General features: G+C 72.2%; 16 protein-coding genes. 14 read left to right on the top strand and 2 right to left on the bottom strand.

Annotated features, from left to right (window positions below; translation table 11 throughout):
• Positions 1-44 precede the first annotated feature (44 nt).
• The 6 genes from KVT44_RS20840 to KVT44_RS20815 all read left to right on the top strand — a co-directional run bounded on the left by KVT44_RS20840 (position 45) and on the right by KVT44_RS20815 (position 4,986).
• Positions 45-305 (top strand): hypothetical protein, encoded by a 261-nt coding sequence (locus KVT44_RS20840; protein WP_217568098.1) that lies wholly within the window; start codon positions 45-47, stop codon positions 303-305.
• A gap of 4 nt (positions 306-309) precedes the next feature.
• Positions 310-1,233, top strand: a complete 924-nt coding sequence (locus KVT44_RS20835) for an ABC transporter ATP-binding protein (protein WP_217568097.1) — start codon at positions 310-312, stop codon at positions 1,231-1,233.
• Positions 1,220-2,056: a hypothetical protein gene (locus tag KVT44_RS20830; protein ID WP_217568096.1), complete on the top strand. Its 837-nt coding sequence runs from the start codon at positions 1,220-1,222 to the stop codon at positions 2,054-2,056. The genes KVT44_RS20835 and KVT44_RS20830 overlap by 14 nt, the downstream gene beginning before the upstream one ends.
• A gap of 59 nt (positions 2,057-2,115) precedes the next feature.
• Complete coding sequence (locus KVT44_RS20825) at positions 2,116-2,433, top strand: hypothetical protein (RefSeq protein ID WP_217568095.1); 318 nt, start codon at positions 2,116-2,118, stop codon at positions 2,431-2,433.
• Between the two features lie 21 nt (positions 2,434-2,454).
• Positions 2,455-2,673, top strand: a complete 219-nt coding sequence (locus KVT44_RS20820; RefSeq protein WP_099920821.1) for a hypothetical protein — start codon at positions 2,455-2,457, stop codon at positions 2,671-2,673.
• Positions 2,674-2,808: 135 nt separating this feature from the next.
• Entirely contained in the window at positions 2,809-4,986 is a 2,178-nt protein-coding gene (locus KVT44_RS20815) for a DEAD/DEAH box helicase (RefSeq protein WP_308314056.1), read from the top strand.
• 29 nt (positions 4,987-5,015) lie between these two features.
• Here the strand turns inward: KVT44_RS20815 and KVT44_RS20810 are convergent, their stop codons facing one another.
• Complete coding sequence (locus KVT44_RS20810) at positions 5,016-6,122, bottom strand: pyridoxal-phosphate dependent enzyme (protein ID WP_217568093.1); 1,107 nt, start codon at positions 6,120-6,122, stop codon at positions 5,016-5,018.
• Positions 6,123-6,353: 231 nt separating this feature from the next.
• Here KVT44_RS20810 and KVT44_RS20805 point away from each other — a divergent pair, with 231 nt between their 5' ends.
• From KVT44_RS20805 to KVT44_RS20780, 6 genes are all read left to right on the top strand, one after another.
• Complete coding sequence (locus KVT44_RS20805) at positions 6,354-7,208, top strand: septum formation family protein (RefSeq protein ID WP_217568092.1); 855 nt, start codon at positions 6,354-6,356, stop codon at positions 7,206-7,208.
• A 147-nt stretch (positions 7,209-7,355) separates the two neighbouring features.
• Complete coding sequence (locus KVT44_RS20800; protein ID WP_099943171.1) at positions 7,356-8,108, top strand: GntR family transcriptional regulator; 753 nt, start codon at positions 7,356-7,358, stop codon at positions 8,106-8,108.
• A gap of 339 nt (positions 8,109-8,447) precedes the next feature.
• Positions 8,448-8,630 (top strand): SPOR domain-containing protein, encoded by a 183-nt coding sequence (locus KVT44_RS20795; protein ID WP_054228261.1) that lies wholly within the window; start codon positions 8,448-8,450, stop codon positions 8,628-8,630.
• A gap of 74 nt (positions 8,631-8,704) precedes the next feature.
• Positions 8,705-9,118, top strand: a complete 414-nt coding sequence (locus tag KVT44_RS20790; RefSeq protein WP_099920817.1) for a (deoxy)nucleoside triphosphate pyrophosphohydrolase — start codon at positions 8,705-8,707, stop codon at positions 9,116-9,118.
• 246 nt (positions 9,119-9,364) lie between these two features.
• Positions 9,365-9,796: an ATP-binding protein gene (locus KVT44_RS20785; RefSeq protein WP_099920816.1), complete on the top strand. Its 432-nt coding sequence runs from the start codon at positions 9,365-9,367 to the stop codon at positions 9,794-9,796.
• A 657-nt stretch (positions 9,797-10,453) separates the two neighbouring features.
• Positions 10,454-13,036, top strand: a complete 2,583-nt coding sequence (locus tag KVT44_RS20780; protein WP_229889310.1) for a SpoIIE family protein phosphatase — start codon at positions 10,454-10,456, stop codon at positions 13,034-13,036.
• A gap of 58 nt (positions 13,037-13,094) precedes the next feature.
• Here KVT44_RS20780 and KVT44_RS20775 read toward each other — a convergent pair whose 3' ends face one another.
• Positions 13,095-14,639 (bottom strand): hypothetical protein, encoded by a 1,545-nt coding sequence (locus KVT44_RS20775; RefSeq protein WP_308314055.1) that lies wholly within the window; start codon positions 14,637-14,639, stop codon positions 13,095-13,097.
• Between the two features lie 106 nt (positions 14,640-14,745).
• Here KVT44_RS20775 and KVT44_RS20770 point away from each other — a divergent pair, with 106 nt between their 5' ends.
• Positions 14,746-15,945 (top strand): glycoside hydrolase family 18 protein, encoded by a 1,200-nt coding sequence (locus KVT44_RS20770; protein WP_254649657.1) that lies wholly within the window; start codon positions 14,746-14,748, stop codon positions 15,943-15,945.
• On the top strand, positions 15,942-16,940 hold the full coding sequence (locus tag KVT44_RS20765) for a phosphotransferase family protein (RefSeq protein ID WP_217568090.1): 999 nt from the start codon (positions 15,942-15,944) through the stop codon (positions 16,938-16,940). The genes KVT44_RS20770 and KVT44_RS20765 overlap by 4 nt, the downstream gene beginning before the upstream one ends.
• Positions 16,941-16,962: the final 22 nt, after the last annotated feature.

The following is a 16,962-nucleotide window of genomic DNA, read 5'->3' as shown; positions in this document are numbered from 1 at the left end:
ACCACTTGATGTAGGGAGTCAGCTCCTGTCCATAACTCAACGCCGTGCTTGTCTCGGCCGACTTCCTGCGGGACAACATGTTCGGCGTCGCCAAGCCCTGGGGCGGGCCGCTGCTCACGCTCTCCAAGTACCCGCTGATCGTGGTCGGCATGACCTGGGGCGCGCTCGTCATGATCGGCTGCTCGGTCGTCGCGTCGATGCCGCTGTCGCGTACGTCGCCGGCTGCGACGCCCGACGAACAACTGCCCCTTGAAAAAGGCACTAATGACACCTCAGTTGACCGCTCACCGGCAGTGCTAGGTTGAATCCGTGGCCAAGCTGGAAGTCCTGAGTGTTTCTGCGGGTTACCGCGGGCGGCCGGTTCTCCGGGATGTCAATCTCGAATACGGCGCGGGAATTCACGTACTTCTCGGCCCGATCGGCGCCGGCAAGACAACGGCATTCCGTGTGCTCGCCGGGATCCTCGCGCCCTTCGAGGGCACCGTCATCGTGGACGGCGCCGACCCGCATGCGCACACGGAGGCCAAGTCCCTGATCGCCCTGGCCACGCACCGCTCGGCGCTCGCACCGCGGCTGAGCGTCGTGGACAACCTGCGGTACTGGGCACGCGTCCTCGGCCTGCCGCCGGGGCAGTCGGAGCAGCGGATCGCGGAGGTCCTGGACCTGCTCGGTCTGGCCGACCTCGCGGACCGCCGCATCGGCAGCCTCAGCCGCGGCCAGAACCAGCGAGCGGGGCTGGCGAAGGCGTTTCTCGGGCGCCCCCCGATCCTGCTCCTGGACGAGCCGATGTCGGGCCTCGACCCGACGACGACGGCCCAACTCACCGGGTATCTGCGAGGGTTGGCGAACGAAGGGCACACGGTGGTCGTCTCCACGCACGCCCTGGCCGATGCGAACCGCTTCGCCGACGACGTGACGGTGTTGCAGGAGGGACGCATTGTGGGCCGAGGCGAACCGGCCGCCCTGCGCACCGCCCTGCTGGGCAGCGCCTACCGGCTGCGCATCCGGGGCTCCGGCGACGTGCCGGCGGTCCTGGACCGGCTGGGCCTGCGATACGAGGAGCAGCAGGGTGCCGTAGTCGTGGAGGTGCCCGATGAGGGAGCGGTGGAGGTGCTGGTCGCCGACCTGGTGAGGGAGGGCATCGGCGTACGGGAAGTGGTCCCCGCCCGGAACCCGCTGGAGGACGTCTACCAGCAACTGCAGACGGAAGGCGCATCCCGTGACGCGACGTAGCGTCTCCTTCGACGTGACCCGGGCCAGGATCCTGGCGTCCGCGCTGCTGTGGCGGATGAGACGGGAGCGGCTGCGGAACTTCGCCACGGTATTCCTGCCGTTCGTGCTGACGGTCGCCTCCGTGGTCGCCCTGCCCCTTGTGTCCGACGACTCGGACATGAACGGCGCGGCCAGCAGCGCCCGACTCGGCCTGCAGTACGGGGCACACGCGGACACGGTCGCGGCCGGGCTGCTGCTCGTCCTGATGCCCGGCGTCATCGCCTTGCACGGCACGGTCGGCGCGGGCCTCGCGGTGCGCAACGTGGTCGGCGCGGAGGCCGAGGTCGGCGCGCTCGAGGCGATGCTCGGCGCCCCGTACAACCCCGCGAGCATCGCGGGCGGGCTGCTCAGCTACGTACTCGTCGTCACGACCGGCCAGTGGGCGGTGATGAGCGCGCTCGGCGCCCTCGCTGTCGCGCTGTCCAGCGCCCTGCACCACGACAGCCTCACGCCGGGCGCCGGTTATCTGACGCTTGCCCTTGTGCTCCCACTCCTGGCCACCTGGGCGGGCGCCGCCCTCGCCCTGCTGCTCAACCTGCTCTTCCCGCGGCTGTCCCAGCCCGGCGCCGGCGCCCTGGCCGGCAACGGCGGCGGCCTGGTCAGCCTGGCCGCGATGCTGCCAGGCTTCGGCGCCCTGCTGGCGATGTCCATCGCCCTGGACCCGCTGGGTCCGACCAGGCTGCTGTTGTACGCGGGCGGGGTGACCGTACTGATCACGACCGGCAGCCTGGTCGGAATCGCGAGGGGCTTCCGCCCGGAGTCGGTGCTGTCGTCATCGACGTGAGGCACGTCGAGTACGACAGCCACCCGCCACAACCAGGCAACTAGGCAAGGAATTCGGTGATGTTCATGGTGATGGTGAAGGTCCTCGTCGACATCCGTCCGTCGCTGGTGGCGCTGCCCTTCCACCGCGCCTTCACACGGCCGGTGGTGGAGATCGACGGCGTCGAGTGGCCCGCGAGGTGGGGCACGACGGAGGTGTCGGTCGAGGCGGGAGCTCACGAGATGGCCGTCTTCTTCCGTTACAAGGGCCAGCGCACGGCCCGACTCGGCGTAGGGACGGAGGAGTTGACGGTGCACAACGATGCGGGCACACAGCCGCGGGTGAGGGCACGCCTCGGCCCGCGCAACGGCAGCAGCTTCGAGGTCGAGTCCGTCTGAGGCACCAGGGAGAAGGGACACATGCCCCAGAAGTCGATCGTGCAGTGTTCGGCGGGACACCTCTACATGGCCACATGGATACCGTTCGTCGGCATCAAGTCCCTGCGCCTCACCCCGTCCACGCGGTACGCCCGCTGCCCCGTCGAGAAGCACTGGGCGGTGGTCAGCAGGCCGGACCCGTCGACCCTCACCGAGGAGCAACTCACCGCGGCGCAGTCGCACGACGCGGGGTGGATGTAGACACGACACGGAACCGGGGCGGAGACCGGCGCTGTGCGTGCCGAAAACCACGTCCGTGCCGCTTGGGTGGCCTCTTTGCGCCCGCGCACCCGGAGCCGGGCCGGGCTGTCGGTGGTGGGCAGTAATGTCGGGCCGGTGGGGAAACGTGAGCGGAGTCTGCTCGCCGAGAGCGTCGGACTGCACGAGGCTGCGCGGGGTGTGCTCACCGATCACGCCCGCGCGCTCGAAGCGGTGCGCGCGGCGCTGGCACCGATCCACGCCGAACTCGTCGGCAAGGAGCTGGAGTCCATCCCCGTCTCCCGGCTGAAGGACGTCACCGAGGGGCGGCTGCGGCTCGGGGCGCTGGAGACGGCCGGGTTCGCGTCGGTGCGGGCGGTGTACGAGGCGGGACGGTACGAGCTGCGCCGGCTGCCGGGGGTGGGCGCGCAGACCGCCGACCGTGCCCTCGCGGCGGCCCGGCAGCTCGCGAGGGCGGTGGAGGAGACCGTTTCCGTACGGATGGACGTCGACCGGCCCGAGCCCCGCACGACCGCCCTGGTGATCGCGCTGCGCACCCTCGTCGAGGCCGGTCCCGAGCTGCGCCGGGCCGTGGACGCGGCGACGCGGCTCGACGAGCGGCTCGGGGCGCTGCTGCCCGCGGCCCGGCCCGCCGGCGGACGGCTGGGGATGGTGCTCGCGGGGCGGGAGCGGCGGCGGAGCGCGCTCGACGCGGTCGCCGAACTGCGCGAGCTGACCGCCGACGCCGGCACCCGCGACGTACGCCTGCTGCTCGCGCAGGCCTCGACCGACCTGCTGCGGACGCCCGCCTCCGAGATCGAGGCGTGGGTCGACTTCGAGTTGCGCTCCGCGGAGTACTACAGCCAGCTCGCCGAGGTCTGCGAGCACCGTTCGGACGTGGCGGCCGCCGAGGGCTTCCTGCCGTCGGAGGTCGCCGAGCGGGTGCACGCCCAGACGCTGGACGACACCCGGCGCCGGGTCTCGCTGCGCGGCTACCAGGACTTCGGCGCCCGGTTCGCGCTCGCCCAGCGCCGGGTCGTCCTCGGCGACGAGATGGGGCTCGGCAAGACCGTGCAGGCCATCGCCGTACTCGCGCATCTCGCGGCGGACGGGCACAGTCACTTCCTGGTCGTCTGCCCGGCGAGCGTACTGATCAACTGGACGCGCGAGATCGGCGCGCGCAGCACACTGCGGGCCCTGCCGGTGCACGGCGCGGAGCGGCTGGACGCCTACGAGGAGTGGCGGGAGCGCGGGGGCGTCGCGATCACCACGTACGACATGCTGCACCGCCTGCCCGCCCCGGACGGCGAGGGCACGAAGCCGGGGATGGTGGTCGTCGACGAGGCGCACTACGTGAAGAATCCGGACACCCGCCGCTCCCGGGCGGTCGCGGCCTGGACGGGGCACTGCGAGCGCGTCCTGTTCCTCACCGGGACGCCCATGGAGAACCGGGTCGAGGAGTTCCGCACCCTCGTCCGCTACCTCCAGCCGGCCCTTCTCCCCGCGATACGGCACACCACCGCGGCCGCCGGCCCGCACGCCTTCCGCAAGTCCGTCGCCCCCGCCTATCTGCGCCGCAACCAGCACGACGTCCTCACCGAACTGCCCGCGCTGGTGGAGGTCGACGAGTGGGAGGAGTTCAGCGCCGCGGACCGGGAGGCGTACCTCAAAGCGGTCGCGGACGGGAACTTCATGGCGATGCGCCGGGCCGCGTACGCCGACGCGGAGAAGTCCGCGAAACTGGGGCGACTGCGCGAACTGGTGGCCGAAGCGGCGGAGAACGGCCTGAAGGTGGTGGTGTTCTCCTACTTCCGCGATGTGCTGGCACTGGTCCGACAAGCCTTGGGAGAGGGCGTGTTCGGGCCGCTCTCCGGTGCCGTGCCCGCCGCGCGCCGGCAGCGTCTCGTCGACGACTTCACGGCCGCTCCCGGCCACGCGGTCCTCCTCTGCCAGATCGAGGCCGCCGGTATCGGCCTCAACCTTCAGGCCGCGTCCGTGGTCGTCCTGTGCGAACCGCAGGTCAAGCCCACGATGGAACACCAGGCCGTGGCCCGCGCCCACCGTATGGGCCAGGTCCGCCCCGTCCAGGTGCACCGCCTCCTCGCCACCGACAGCGTCGACCAGCGCCTGCTGCACATCCTCAAGAACAAGACCCGCCTCTTCGACGCCTACGCCCGCCGCAGCGACACCGCCGAACAGAGCCCGGACGCGGTCGACATCTCCGACAGCGCCCTCGCCCGCCGCATCGTGGAGGAGGAGCAAATACGACTTGCGGGCGCCGTGGGGCCGGGGCAGGTTGGCGCGCGGGAGCCCTGAGGGACACGTCTTTCGACGGCCGGCCCCGCCTACCCCCGGGCCGGCCCCGTCTTCACGCCCGCCCCGCACAACGGCACCACCGCCGTACGTCCTCCGAGCACCCCCTCCCGTACCGCCGCCCAGCACGCCACTCCCGTCGACTCGACGTACAGGCCCCGCGACGCCAAGTCCCTCTGGGCGTGGCGGATCTGGTCCTCCGTCACCGTGAGGAACGTGCCACCGGAGTCGCGTACGGCGCGCAGGATCTGGCGGGCCCGGGGCGGGCGCGGGATGGCGATGCCCTCGGCGAAGGTGGGGGCCGAGGGTGTGACGCCGACCAGGTCGTCCGCGCCCTCGGCCCACGCGTGCGCGAGCGGCGCCACCGCGGCGGCCTGGACGGCGTACAGCGCGGGCCGCCGGTCGATGAGCCCCGCCCCGTGCAGCTCGGCGACGGCGAGGGCGGCACCGAGGAGCAGCGTGCCGTTGCCGACGGGGACGACGATCACGTCGGGCAGGCGCCCGCCCAGGTCCTCCCAGAGCTCGTGCACGTACGTCTTCGTACCGTGCAGGAAGTACGGGTTGAAGACGTGCGAGGCGTAGAACGTGCCCGGGAGGTCCGCGGCCTCGCGCGCCGTCCGCGCCGCCGCCTCCCGGTCCCCGTCCACGACGTGCACCCGCGCCCCGTGCGCCTCGATCTGCTCCAGCTTCTTCGGCGAGGTGCCCTCGGGGACGTACACCGTGCAGGGCAGCGCGGCCCGCGCGCAGTACGCGGCGATCGCCGTCCCCGCGTTTCCGCTGCTGTCCGCGATCACCTGCCGTGGCCCCAGCCGCAGTGCCAGCTCGGCCAGCAGGACGGCGCCGCGGTCCTTGAAGGACAGGGTAGGCATCAGGAAGTCCAGCTTGGCCGAGATGCCCCCGCGCAGCTCCACCAGCGGGGTGCGGCCCTCGCCCAGGCTGACCGTGGGCCCGGCCAGCGGCAGGCACTCCGTGTACCGCCACAGTGAGTTCACCCGCCCGGTCAGGGAGGTGAGGGGCGCGGGGGTCGGTGCGAAGTCCAGGTCGAGCGGGCCGCGGCAGACCGGGCAGCACCAGTCGAGTGAGCCACCGGGGACGCGCGTGCCGTCCGCCGGGCAGAAGCGATCCGGCAAAGGTGTCATGTGCGCAGGCTATGCGTGCGCCTCGACGTCCTCGGGGAGCGGCTCCGGGTCCGTGACCCACCCCGCCACGAGGACGAGCCGCGAGGCCGCCCTACCGTGTCGCGCTTACGATGCGCCCAACTGTGCGGCGAACACATGCCCGTCGTACGTCGGTGCCGATCCTCTGCTTCGTGCCCGCCGTCGGGCTGGTCCTCGGGATCGTCGCGCTCGCGCAGATCAGGAAGCGGCGGCGTGAGCGACTTCTGGGACGGCTTCAAGGGCGGGATGAACGACTCGGCGCGCACGGGCACGGTCTTCTCGCTCAGGAAGGGGGACTGCTTCGACGAGCCGGGCGACTCGTCGAAGAGCGTGGCCGTCCACGTCGACAAGGTGCCGTGCGCCGGGAGGCACCACGCCGAGGTGATCGCGAACTTCGCTATGAGCGGCGCGGGTTACCCCGGCCGCGGCAGTCTGCTCGACGTCGCTGACGCCAAGTGCCGCGCGTTCGAGCGCGCGTACGCGATGGACGCCTGGGCCGTCCCGGACGATGTCCGGCTGTACCACTTCATCCCGACCCGCGACAGCTGGAACCTCGGCCGTCACTCGATCGTCTGCATGCTCGAGGGCGGGGACGGCGAGAGCGGCCTGACGGGTTCGCTGCGCAAGGACGGCTTCACCCTGAACGCGGACCAGTTCGCGTATCTGCAGGCCGTGGACGCGCTCGACGAGGCCCTGCGCGCGGCGCCCGCCGCGCAGTACGTCGACGACGACCTGCGGGGTTACAAGGAGTGGGCGACCAGCGTGTCCGTCGCGCTCGACGACGAGGCGCATCTGCTGCGCGGACACGGCTGGTTCCCCGCCGCCGAGAAGCCCGTCGCCACCCTCGTCGACGACATCGAGGCCTCGCGGAAGGAGTGGACGAAGGCGGCGGCCGCCACGGACGCGGACACCTTCTCCGCCCACTACAAGAAGGGCCTGAAGCTCATCGACCCGAGGAGGACGGTCACCGCACGCAAGGTTCTGGGCCTCACCGCCACCCCGCCGTCGAACGACCGGGGCGGGGGCAGTCGGGGCAACGGGGGAAGCGGTGGCGGTCTGGAGGTGTGACGCGGGCTACAGCGGGGAGAAAGTGCCTGGGTAAAGCCCACGGCGGGGATAGGTAATCACATCGAGTGATTCTTTGGCCTTCGCTTGCACGGCACAACCCACGGTTGCCAGGCTGTAGCTGTCTGTACAACCTGATGGGAGCGGCCAGTGACTTTCGGTGAGCAGCCGGCGTATCTGCGTGTCGCGGGTGATCTCCGCAAGAAGATCGTCGACGGTTCGCTGCCACCGCACACCCGCCTCCCCTCCCAGGCCAGGATCCGCGAGGAGTACGGCGTCTCGGACACGGTCGCCCTGGAAGCGCGCAAGGTGCTGATGGCCGAAGGGCTGGTCGAGGGCCGCTCCGGCTCGGGGACGTATGTGCGGGAGCGGCCGGTGCCGCGCCGGGTGGCCCGCTCCGGGTACCGCCCGGACAGTGGAGCGACCCCCTTCCGTCAGGAGCAGGCCGACCTGGCCGTGCGTGGCACCTGGGAGTCGCACAGCGAGCAGGCCGAGGCGAGCGGCGCGATCGCCGAGCGCCTCTCGATCCGGCCCGGCGACCGCGTGATGTGCACGAACTATGTCTTCAGGGACGCCGGCGAGGCGATGATGCTCTCCACCTCCTGGGAGCCCCTCTCCGTCACGGGCCGCACCCCGGTGATGCTCCCCGAAGAGGGCCCGCTCGGGGGCATGGGTGTCGTCGAGCGGATGGCGGCCATCGACGTGATCGTGGACAACGTCACGGAGGAAGTGGGCGCCCGTCCCGGCCTCGCCGAGGAACTCCTCGCGCTCGGCGGTGTCCCCGGGCACGTGGTCGTCGTCATCCAGCGCACGTACTTCGCCTCGGGCCGTCCGGTGGAGACGGCCGACGTCGTCGTACCGGCGGACCGGTATCGCATCGCGTACCACCTGCCCGTGAAGTAGACGTAGGAGTTCACGGGCGGTCGGCGCCCGCGGGACGGGGGCCCCTCGATCCCGGGCGAGCCGACCGCCAAGTGCCCGGCGTGCGAAGTCGGTTGCAATCTGGCCTTTCTCAAATGCCCTGCCCGGAGCGGAGTTCACGCTGCCTGACGGGCGCACGGAGGGCGCTCGACGGCGCGTTCGTACCCGTGCGCCCCCTCCGACTTGGCTGGTTGCGTACCTCTTTGTGTAAAGGCGTGTTCGCTGCGTGAAGGTTAGGCGTAGGCTCGGGCATATGCGGATTGCGGTTTCGTTAGGGTGCGGGGCACGGCGCGGGCCGGGGGCGGGAAGTGGAGGGGCTCGATGAACGACGGCACGATCACTCTTCCCTGGCTCGTCATACGGCAGGACGACAACGGCAATCGCTACCGCGTCGGCAGGTACGCGACCCGGGCCGAGGCCCAGAAGATCGCGGACAGTCTCGACGACCGCGGCCACAAGCAGCTCTACTGGGTCGAGCGGATCGCGCAGAACGGATCCAAGTGACGGTGTGACGGACCCGGCTTCGACGGTCCGAAGTCCTGTCCGTGTCCGGCGTGCCCTGCCGTAGGCTCCGGCGCATGGACGAAACGATCGTGGTGGTGGGCGGCGCCCTGCTGCACCACGGCCGCCTCCTCGCCGCGCGCCGCAGCGCACCCCCCGAACTGGCCGGACGCTGGGAGCTGCCCGGCGGCAAGGTGGAACCGGGGGAGGCCCCCGAAGCCGCCCTCGTACGCGAACTGCGCGAGGAACTCGGCGTCACGGCGGAGTCCGTCGAGCGCGTCCCGGGGGAGTGGCCCCTGCGGATGCCGTACGTCCTGCATGTGTGGACCGCGCGGCTGCTCCCGGGCTCGGCCGATCCCACGCCCCTCGAGGATCACGACGACCTGCGCTGGCTGAGTCCGGACGAGCTCTGGGACGTGGACTGGCTGGACCAGGACGTCCCCGCCGTGAAGGCGGTGCTGCGGCGCTGGGACGGCCAGGACCTGTCCTAGGCGCCGACGGGCCGCAGGGTCGGGTGCCGTGCACCGGCTCCTCTCTTTGGGTGACACCGGTGACGTACGAGGTGCGGGCGCGGGCGCCGGTGCGCGGCGCTGTGTGTACGGCGTTCGGGAGCGGGAGAGCGCGAGCCGCGTCCGCGGCTCGAAGTCCCGTACGCCGTTCGTGCCACAGTGCGCCCACATGTGCGGTAAAGCGTCCCGGATATCGGGTATGTGCCCATTAACCCCACGAAACCGGACATGGGTGGGTTCCTGGCCTGGGAAGTGATCGGCGTGATCGACACCGAAGGCGACTGTGCCGAGTGGAGTTTTCCCGCGGAGCCCGGTGCCGTCCGTACCGCCCGTGCCGTCGTCCGGGGCCAGCTGCGCACCTGGGGGCTGGATTCCCTCGGTGATGTGACCGCGCTGCTGGTCAGTGAGCTGGTGACCAACTCGCTGCGGCACGCCGCCGGCCCCATCGGTGTCCGTCTGGTCAGACCCGGGGGACTGCCGGGCGCTCTCCTCGTGGAGGTCTCCGACCCGTTGCCCGACCCGCCCCGTGAGCGGTCCGCCGACGCGGACGACGAGAGTGGTCGAGGGCTGCAACTGGTGGCGGGGTCGTCGCGGCGTTGGGGTACCCGGCCCGGGGACACTGGAAAGACGGTGTGGTTCGAGCTGGGGGTGCCCGGTTGAGGGTGCCGGCGGTGCCCGGTTGAGGGCGCGGACGGTATCCGGCTGAGGGTGCGGACGGTGCCCGGCTGAGGGGGCGTCGGCTGTCGTGCTGAGGGTGCGTCGGGCGGAGGGTGGGGCGACCGATTGGTTCAGGCCACCAGAGTTGTCCGGAGTCTTTGATTCGATGGGGCGCCACCTGGTTAGAAGACTGGGAGTATGTCGCGGCCGGTCCAAAAACCATCGGGACCGTGCTGTGATCGTGAACACCGTGTTGTGCGGCGCCGTAGTGCTGGATACTGCGGGCAGCCGCCCCCGGTGACCGGTGCCGGACGCGGTGAGCTGGAGGGGACGGTTCGCGTGAGCGAGATACCAGCGAAGGCCACGGAGTCCGAGGACCCGTCGGACGGCGCGAGGGCGGGGGCCGCGGGCGATTCCGCCGTGGCCGGAGCGACGGGCGGGGCGACGGGCGACGCCATGACCCGACCGCGAGGCGACGCGAGAACCGAGCCGACGAACACACCATGGGGCGGCGCACCCTCCGGACCGAGCGACGCCGCGAGGCCCCGGACGGCGGGCGCCTCGACGGGCTCCCGGGCGGGCGATCCGACGGACACCGGCACGGACGCGGGCGCGGGCAGCGGCGCGGACAAGGGCGCGGACATCGACCGGGCCACGGCCATGCCGCCTGGTGGACCGCAGGGCGGAGCACCCGTCGAACCGTCCGACGTACCGCCCGTCGAACCGTCCGGCGAGCCCATGGGCGACGCGATGTGGCAGAGCAGTCCGCCCGGTTCGATCTATGACTACATCAAGGTCGCCTCGTTCTCCATCGGCGCCGACGGCCTCGTCGACCAGTGGAGCCTGCGTGCCGAGCAGCTCTTCGGGATATCCCCCGAGCGCGCCCTCGGCATGGACCCCATCGAGGCGTTCTTCGAACCCGACCAGCGCGAGCGCGGCCAGCGCAAGATGGCGGAGATCCTGGACGGCCGCGAGTGGACCGGTGTGGTCCCCTTCCGCATGCCGGCCGCCGAGGACGGCGAGCCGGGCGCCGAGGGCCTCGCCGAGGTCTATGTGATGCCCACCACGACGGAGGACGGCGAGCGGGCCGCCGTGTGCATCGTCGTGGACGTCCGGACCCTCCGCAGCATCGAGACGGACCTCGCCGCCTCGCAGGCGATTTTCGGTCAATCTCCGTTCGGCTTCCTGCTCATCGACACGGATCTGCGGGTCCGGCGCGCCAACAAGCGGTTCGCCTCGGTGTTCGGCGGAAACGTGGAGAGCCACCGCGGCCGTACGGTCCACGACTATCTGCCGCGTTCCGAGGCCGATCGGGTCGCCGCGACGCTGCGCCGCGTCCTCGAAACCGGTGACTCCATCACGGACATGCACGTCACTGGTTTCATACCCGGCTCCGACGAGCGCCGGCACTGGTCGATCAACCTCTACCGCGTGCACAGCGGTACCGGCCGCCCCATCGGTATCGCCTGGCTCGGAACCGACATCACCAGCCGACGGGCCGCGGCCCGGGAAGCGGCCGCCGCCCGGCGCAATCTCGCTCTTCTGAACGAGGCGGGCGCCCGCATCGGCAACTCCCTCGACCTGGAGACCACCGCGCGCGAACTTCTCGACGTCGTCGTGCCCGGTTTCTGCGACCTCGCCACCGTCGACCTGTACCAGGGCCTGCTGGCGGGCGACGAGACCCCGCGCGCGCTCGCCGACGGCAGCGCGGAGCTGCGCCGGGTCGCCTTCGCCAGCGCCGTGTCCGACGCGCCGTTCATCGGCGGACCGGCCCCCGTGGCCGTGGGCGCCGTCCACCACTACCCGTTCAACTCGCCCTGCGCGGACGCCCTGCGCACCGCCCGCCCCCAGCACGTCCCCGCCGAGGACGGCGGGCTCATCCAGTCCACGCTGGCGGTCCCGATGGTCGCCCACGACACCGTGGTCGGCCTCGCCCAGTTCTCCCGTACGAAGGGCAGCGAGCCCTTCGGCGACCGCGACCGGGCGCTCGCGGTGGAACTCGCGGCGCGCGCCGCGGTCTGCATCGACAACGCCCGCCTGTACCGCCGTGAGCACGAACGCGCGCTGATCCTGCAGCGCTCCCTCCTCCCGCCGGGCGACCCGGAGGCCTCCGGTCTGGACATCGCGTGTCGCTACCTGCCCGGCAACGCGGCCACCGAGGTCGGTGGCGACTGGTTCGACGTCATCGAACTCCCCGGGCACCGCACGGCGTTGGTCGTCGGCGACGTCATGGGGCGCGGTCTGCGGGCGGCGGTCGCCATGGGTGAACTGCGCACCGCGGTCCGCACCCTGGCCCTCCTCGACCTCGAACCCGCCGAAGTCCTCTCGGCGTTGGACGAGATCGCCCGCGGCCTCGGCACCCCCGGCGGAGTCCAGCAGGCCACCCGCGCGGCCCGCCAGCCCCGCGACGCCGACCTCTCCGAGGTGTACCTGGCGACCTGTGTGTACGCGGTGTACGACTCCGTGACCCGCCGCTGCACCTTCGCCAACGCGGGCCATCTGCCACCGGTGCTGGTCGAACCCGGCGAGAGCGCGCTGATGCTCGACGTGCCGCCGGGCATGCCTCTCGGGGTGGGCGGCGAGCCCTTCGAGGAGGTGGAGGTCGAACTACCCGAAGGCGCACTGTTGGCGCTCTACACGGATGGACTGGTCGAATCGCGCGATCACCCCCTCGACGAGGGTCTGCAGGCCTTCGTCGGCGCGCTCACCGACCCCTCCCGCCCCCTGGAGGACGTGTGCGACCACGTCCTCAACACCCTCGACACCCACCACGGCGAGGACGACATCGCACTGCTGATGGCTCGCGTCCAGGGGCTGCCCGCCGATTCCGTCGGCGACTGGACGCTGCCGCGCGAGCCGCGCAGTGTGGGGCGGGCCCGTGAGTACGCGCGCACCCAGCTCACCGCCTGGGGCCTGGAGCCGCTCGTCGACACCGCCGAGCTCCTGGTCAGCGAACTCGTCACCAACGCGTTGCGCTACGGCGAGGGTGAGATCAGGCTGCGCCTGCTGCTGGACCGGACCCTCGTGTGCGAGGTCTGGGACGCGGGCCTCGTCCAGCCGCGTCGGCGCCGCGCCCGCGACACGGACGAGGGGGGCCGGGGGCTGCAGCTCGTCGGTCTGCTCTCCGCCTCGTGGGGCTCGCGGCGGACGCCGCGCGGCAAGACGGTCTGGTTCGAACTCCCGCTCCCGGACGGCGGCACGCCCCTCACGGACCCGGCGGAGGCGTTGCTGAGCCTGTTCTGACGGCACAGTTCCCCCGCGCCCCTGAAAAGCCCCCGCGCTCCTGAAAGCCCCCGCGCCCTCAGAAGTCCCTGCGCCCGCGTGTCCTCGGTCCGCCGAAGCTCGCCGCGGGGGCGCCGGGCGTGTCGTCGAGCAGGATCCCGCCGAGCACCGCACCGCCGACGCCCGCGCCCTCGGGTCCGGCGTACGGATTCCCGTACGCCCGCACGTCCCGCTCCGCGAGCTGCTGGGCCTCCAGAGCGAGCCCATCGGCGCACCGGACGTCGACGAGGGTGCGGGGCGTGAGCGCGAGGTGCCGCTCCGCCTCCGACAGCCGGGTCCGGGCCTCGACCCCGACCGCTCCCCGGTGTGTCGTGACGAAGTCGGAGGCGAGGGCGACGACACTGCGGGCCGGAAGGAGCGCGTGGTCGAGGAAGGCCCGGTCGAGGAAGGTCCGGTCGACGGGCACGCGGTCCTCGGCCAGGAGCGGTGCCCCGGCGTCGGCGAGGCGACGGAGGGCGCCGAGGGGGTCGTACGGACGGACGCCGCCCGTGATATCCCGCCGCACGTCGGCGACGGCCGACGCGGCGTGCGTGATCCGACCGGGCAGCGCACCGACGGCCGGGAGACCGCGCGCGGCCACGAGCTCGGCGTCCGCGTCACGCAGCGCGCCGGGCAACAAGGCCGTCGCGGAGGTGAGTTCGGAGGCCAGCCGGTCGATACCGGCCACGAAGAGGTCCGCCTGGTCGACGGCGGCCTCGACGGCCCGCAGATACGCCGTCGCCCGCGCGCCCTCCCCCCGGCCCAGGGACTGCCGGGCCCGGTCCAGGCGGGTGGTGGCGAAGACGAGCCGGTCCTTGGCCTGTTCGACGTTGCCCGCTACGGACAGGGACGCGGAGGGCGCGTACCGCTCGCGCAGTTCGGTGAGCGTCGCCTCTGCGGCCGGGGCGCGCGCGGTGAGCTCCCGGAAGCGGACCTCCGCCGACTCCAGCGCGGCGGGCAGCGTCCGCTCCAGGGCGCGCAGCAGGTCGAACCCGGGCGCCTCCGCGTCCAGCCGCCGCCCCGCCTCCGTACAGCGGGCGACGATCTCCTCCAGCAGTTGCCGCCTCACGAGGCTGTCGTCCGTCAGGGTGTCGTCCAGCCGCTGCCACAGCCGGAAGGACGCCGTCAGCTCGGAACGCGCGAACGCCAGTGCCTTCGTGTACGTCGCGACCGCCTCCTCCCCGAACCGGTCCGCGGCGCGGCCGAGTTCCTCCGTGCTGCTGCGCACGCAGTCGTCGATCTCGACGAGCAACCGCCCTGCCTGCCGGTCGAGTTCGGCGAACGGCACGGGGTGCGGGGTGCCGCCGCCGGGCGTCGTGCGGGTCCGGGCCCGTCGTGTCCGCCGCGCGTACGAGTACGCCGCCAGCGCCCCCGCGACGACCACCGCGACGAGGGGCAGCACGAGATCGCCGGTGTTCGTCCCACCCCGCCCGGGCGCGGCCCGCACCTCGTCGGCTCCGGCCCGTGCGACGGGCAGCAGCAGCCACCCCACCGCCAGCAGCCCCCCGAGCACGGCATGCGCCACCCGTACGGCTATGTGGGACGTGGCTCGGCGCGGCCGGCTTCGGCTCAGGGGCGACGTCACATTTGGGAGCGTATGGCCGCTTGCGCCGGGGCGCGACCGGGGGTGCGCCGAGGCGGGGCCGCTTAAGGTACCGGGGATACGGGGGCATACGGAGGGGGCACGGGGGATGGACGAGCAGCGCACGGGGACCGAGGTGGACGCGGGGGCGGAGCCGGTGGCGGAGACGCCGGCGACACCGGTCGGGGCGGGAACGGACAGGGGAGAGGGCGGGGGAGCGGGCGGGCCGGAGGACGACGAGGGCCGTACCTCCCCGGGCCGGGTCCCCGCCTGGCTTCGAACGGTGGGCCGGGGCTGGCGGCACCCCCGCCTCCGCTGGCCCAAACGGGTCGCGCTCGCGCTCGTTCTGATGGTGGTCCTCCCCATGCTCACCGCGGGCATCGCCCTGCGGGTCAATTACGCCGGAGACCCGGCCCCCGGTACCCAGACCAGGAACCGCGACGCCCTCTGGATGGGCCACGCCTGGGTGGACGGCCGGAAGAAGGACGCGGACGTCAAGACGCTCGCGAAGCGGCTGCGGGCGACCGGGATCCGGGATCTGTATGTGCACGCGGGACCGCTGGAGCACGACGGGACCCTGCCCGAGTCGGCGTACCCGAAGGCGCGTTGGCTGGTCGAGGCCGTGCACCGCGAACTGCCCGGTGTCCGTGTCCAGGCCTGGCTCGGCGACGTGCTCGCCACCGAGGGGGAGGTCGGGATGCGCCTGGAACGGGCGGCGACCCGGGCCGCCGTCGTCCGCTCCGCCGGGCAGATCCTCGACGCCGGTTTCGAGGGCGCCCACTTCGACCTGGAGCCCCTGCACTCCGACGACTCGAACTACCTTTCCCTGCTCGACGATCTGCGCCGCGTCACCCGCGCCCACGACGCCCAGCTCTCCGTCGCCGCCCACCAGATCGACCCGCTCCCGAACCTCCACTCCGTCTTCGGCGCCTTCACCGCGCACCCCAAGTGGTGGTCCCAGTCGTTCTTCGGACAGGTCGCCCGCCGGGTCGACCAGATCGCCGTGATGTCGTACGACACGGCACTTCCGCTGGAGAGCCTGTACGGGGGTTACGTCGCCGAGCAGACCTCCCTCGCCCTCGAAGTCACCCCGAAGTCGACCGACCTGTTGATGGGCCTGCCCTTTTATTACGAGGACAACATGGACCACCACGGCTCCGCCGAGACGGTCGCGGCGGCCGTCCGTGGCACCCGCCTCGGCCTCTCCCGCACCGACCGCACCCGGGAACACTTCGGCGTCGCCCTGTACGTGGACTTCGCCGCCCGGGAGAAGGACTGGACGGCGTACGAGGAAGGCTGGGTCCGATGACCGTCACGCGCAGGCCGCTCACGAGGGACGAGTTCGCGCCCCTCGCCCGTGCCGCTCTCGGCCCGGCCCGGACGCTCACCGCGGTCGCCCGGCTGCGCGGCGGCAGCAAGAAGGGTGTCTACCGGCTCTTCCTCGACGACGGCTCCACCGCGGTCGCCTACGTCTGGGACCCGGCCGAGGACTACTGGGACGCGGCCCCGGCCGACCCCCGCGACTCCTTCTCGCACGCCTCCGGGCTCGACCTCTTCAGCGCCGCGTACGACAGGCTCACCGCCCTCGGCATCCGCACCCCCCACCTGCTGTTCGCCGACCGCAGCCACACGCGTCTGCCCTCGGACGTGGCCGTGGTGGAGGACGTGCGCGGCGGCAGTCTGGAGGACCTGCTGCACCGCGACCCCGAGGCCGCCGAGGGGCCCCTGCGGGAACTGGCCGAGGCCCTGCGCACCCTGCACGCCCACCCCGCACCCCGCCACGGCAAGGTCGCCGTCGTCGACAACGGCGGCAGCGCGCACGGCGGTTCGTGCGAGCAGGTCGTCCTCGAACGGGCCCTGGCCGACCTGGCGGAGGCCGCCGCACGCGACCCTCGGATCGCCGCCGTACGCGAGGCCCTGTACGACCGTCTGCACGCCCTCACCGGGACGGTCCGACCGCGCGGCCGCGTCGGCCTGGTCCACGGCGAACTCGGCCCGGACCACGTCCTCGTGGACGAGCACGGCCACCCCGCCCTCATCGACATCGAGGGCCTGCTCTACTTCGACGCCGAGTGGGAGCACGTCTTCCTGCGCCAGCGCTTCCACCACGCCTACGAGGCACTGCGCGCCGACGGCCTCGACGAGGACCGGCTGCGCCTCTACCGCCTGGCCATGCATCTCTCGCTGGTCGCGGGCCCGCTCCGGCTCCTCGACGGCGACTTCCCGGATCCGGAGTTCATGCGGGCGATCGCGGAACACAGCATTGGGCAGACCCTCACGCTGCTGGAGAACCCCGTGCCATGATCTGAGGGCACGCGCCGGTTCG

This window comes from Streptomyces sp. GbtcB7 (assembly GCF_019091445.1).
GTDB classification, from domain to species: Bacteria; Actinomycetota; Actinomycetes; order Streptomycetales; family Streptomycetaceae; genus Streptomyces; species Streptomyces mirabilis.
The sequence above is the reverse complement of the archived record's forward strand: the minus strand, read 5'-3'. Positions and strand labels throughout refer to the sequence as shown.

What these genes read in the sequence shown, in the direction of transcription:
- KVT44_RS20825 (WP_217568095.1), top strand. Translation starts at nt 2,116, where the DNA reads ATGTTCATGGTGATGGTGAAGGTCCTCGTCGACATCCGTCCGTCGCTG.
- KVT44_RS20820 (WP_099920821.1), top strand. Translation starts at nt 2,455, where the DNA reads ATGCCCCAGAAGTCGATCGTGCAGTGTTCGGCGGGACACCTCTACATG.
- KVT44_RS20810 (WP_217568093.1), bottom strand. Translation starts at nt 6,122, where the DNA reads ATGACACCTTTGCCGGATCGCTTCTGCCCGGCGGACGGCACGCGCGTC.
- KVT44_RS20795 (WP_054228261.1), top strand. Translation starts at nt 8,448, where the DNA reads ATGAACGACGGCACGATCACTCTTCCCTGGCTCGTCATACGGCAGGAC.
- KVT44_RS20790 (WP_099920817.1), top strand. Translation starts at nt 8,705, where the DNA reads ATGGACGAAACGATCGTGGTGGTGGGCGGCGCCCTGCTGCACCACGGC.
- KVT44_RS20785 (WP_099920816.1), top strand. Translation starts at nt 9,365, where the DNA reads ATGGGTGGGTTCCTGGCCTGGGAAGTGATCGGCGTGATCGACACCGAA.
- KVT44_RS20780 (WP_229889310.1), top strand. Translation starts at nt 10,454, where the DNA reads ATGCCGCCTGGTGGACCGCAGGGCGGAGCACCCGTCGAACCGTCCGAC.
- KVT44_RS20770 (WP_254649657.1), top strand. Translation starts at nt 14,746, where the DNA reads ATGGACGAGCAGCGCACGGGGACCGAGGTGGACGCGGGGGCGGAGCCG.
- KVT44_RS20765 (WP_217568090.1), top strand. Translation starts at nt 15,942, where the DNA reads ATGACCGTCACGCGCAGGCCGCTCACGAGGGACGAGTTCGCGCCCCTC.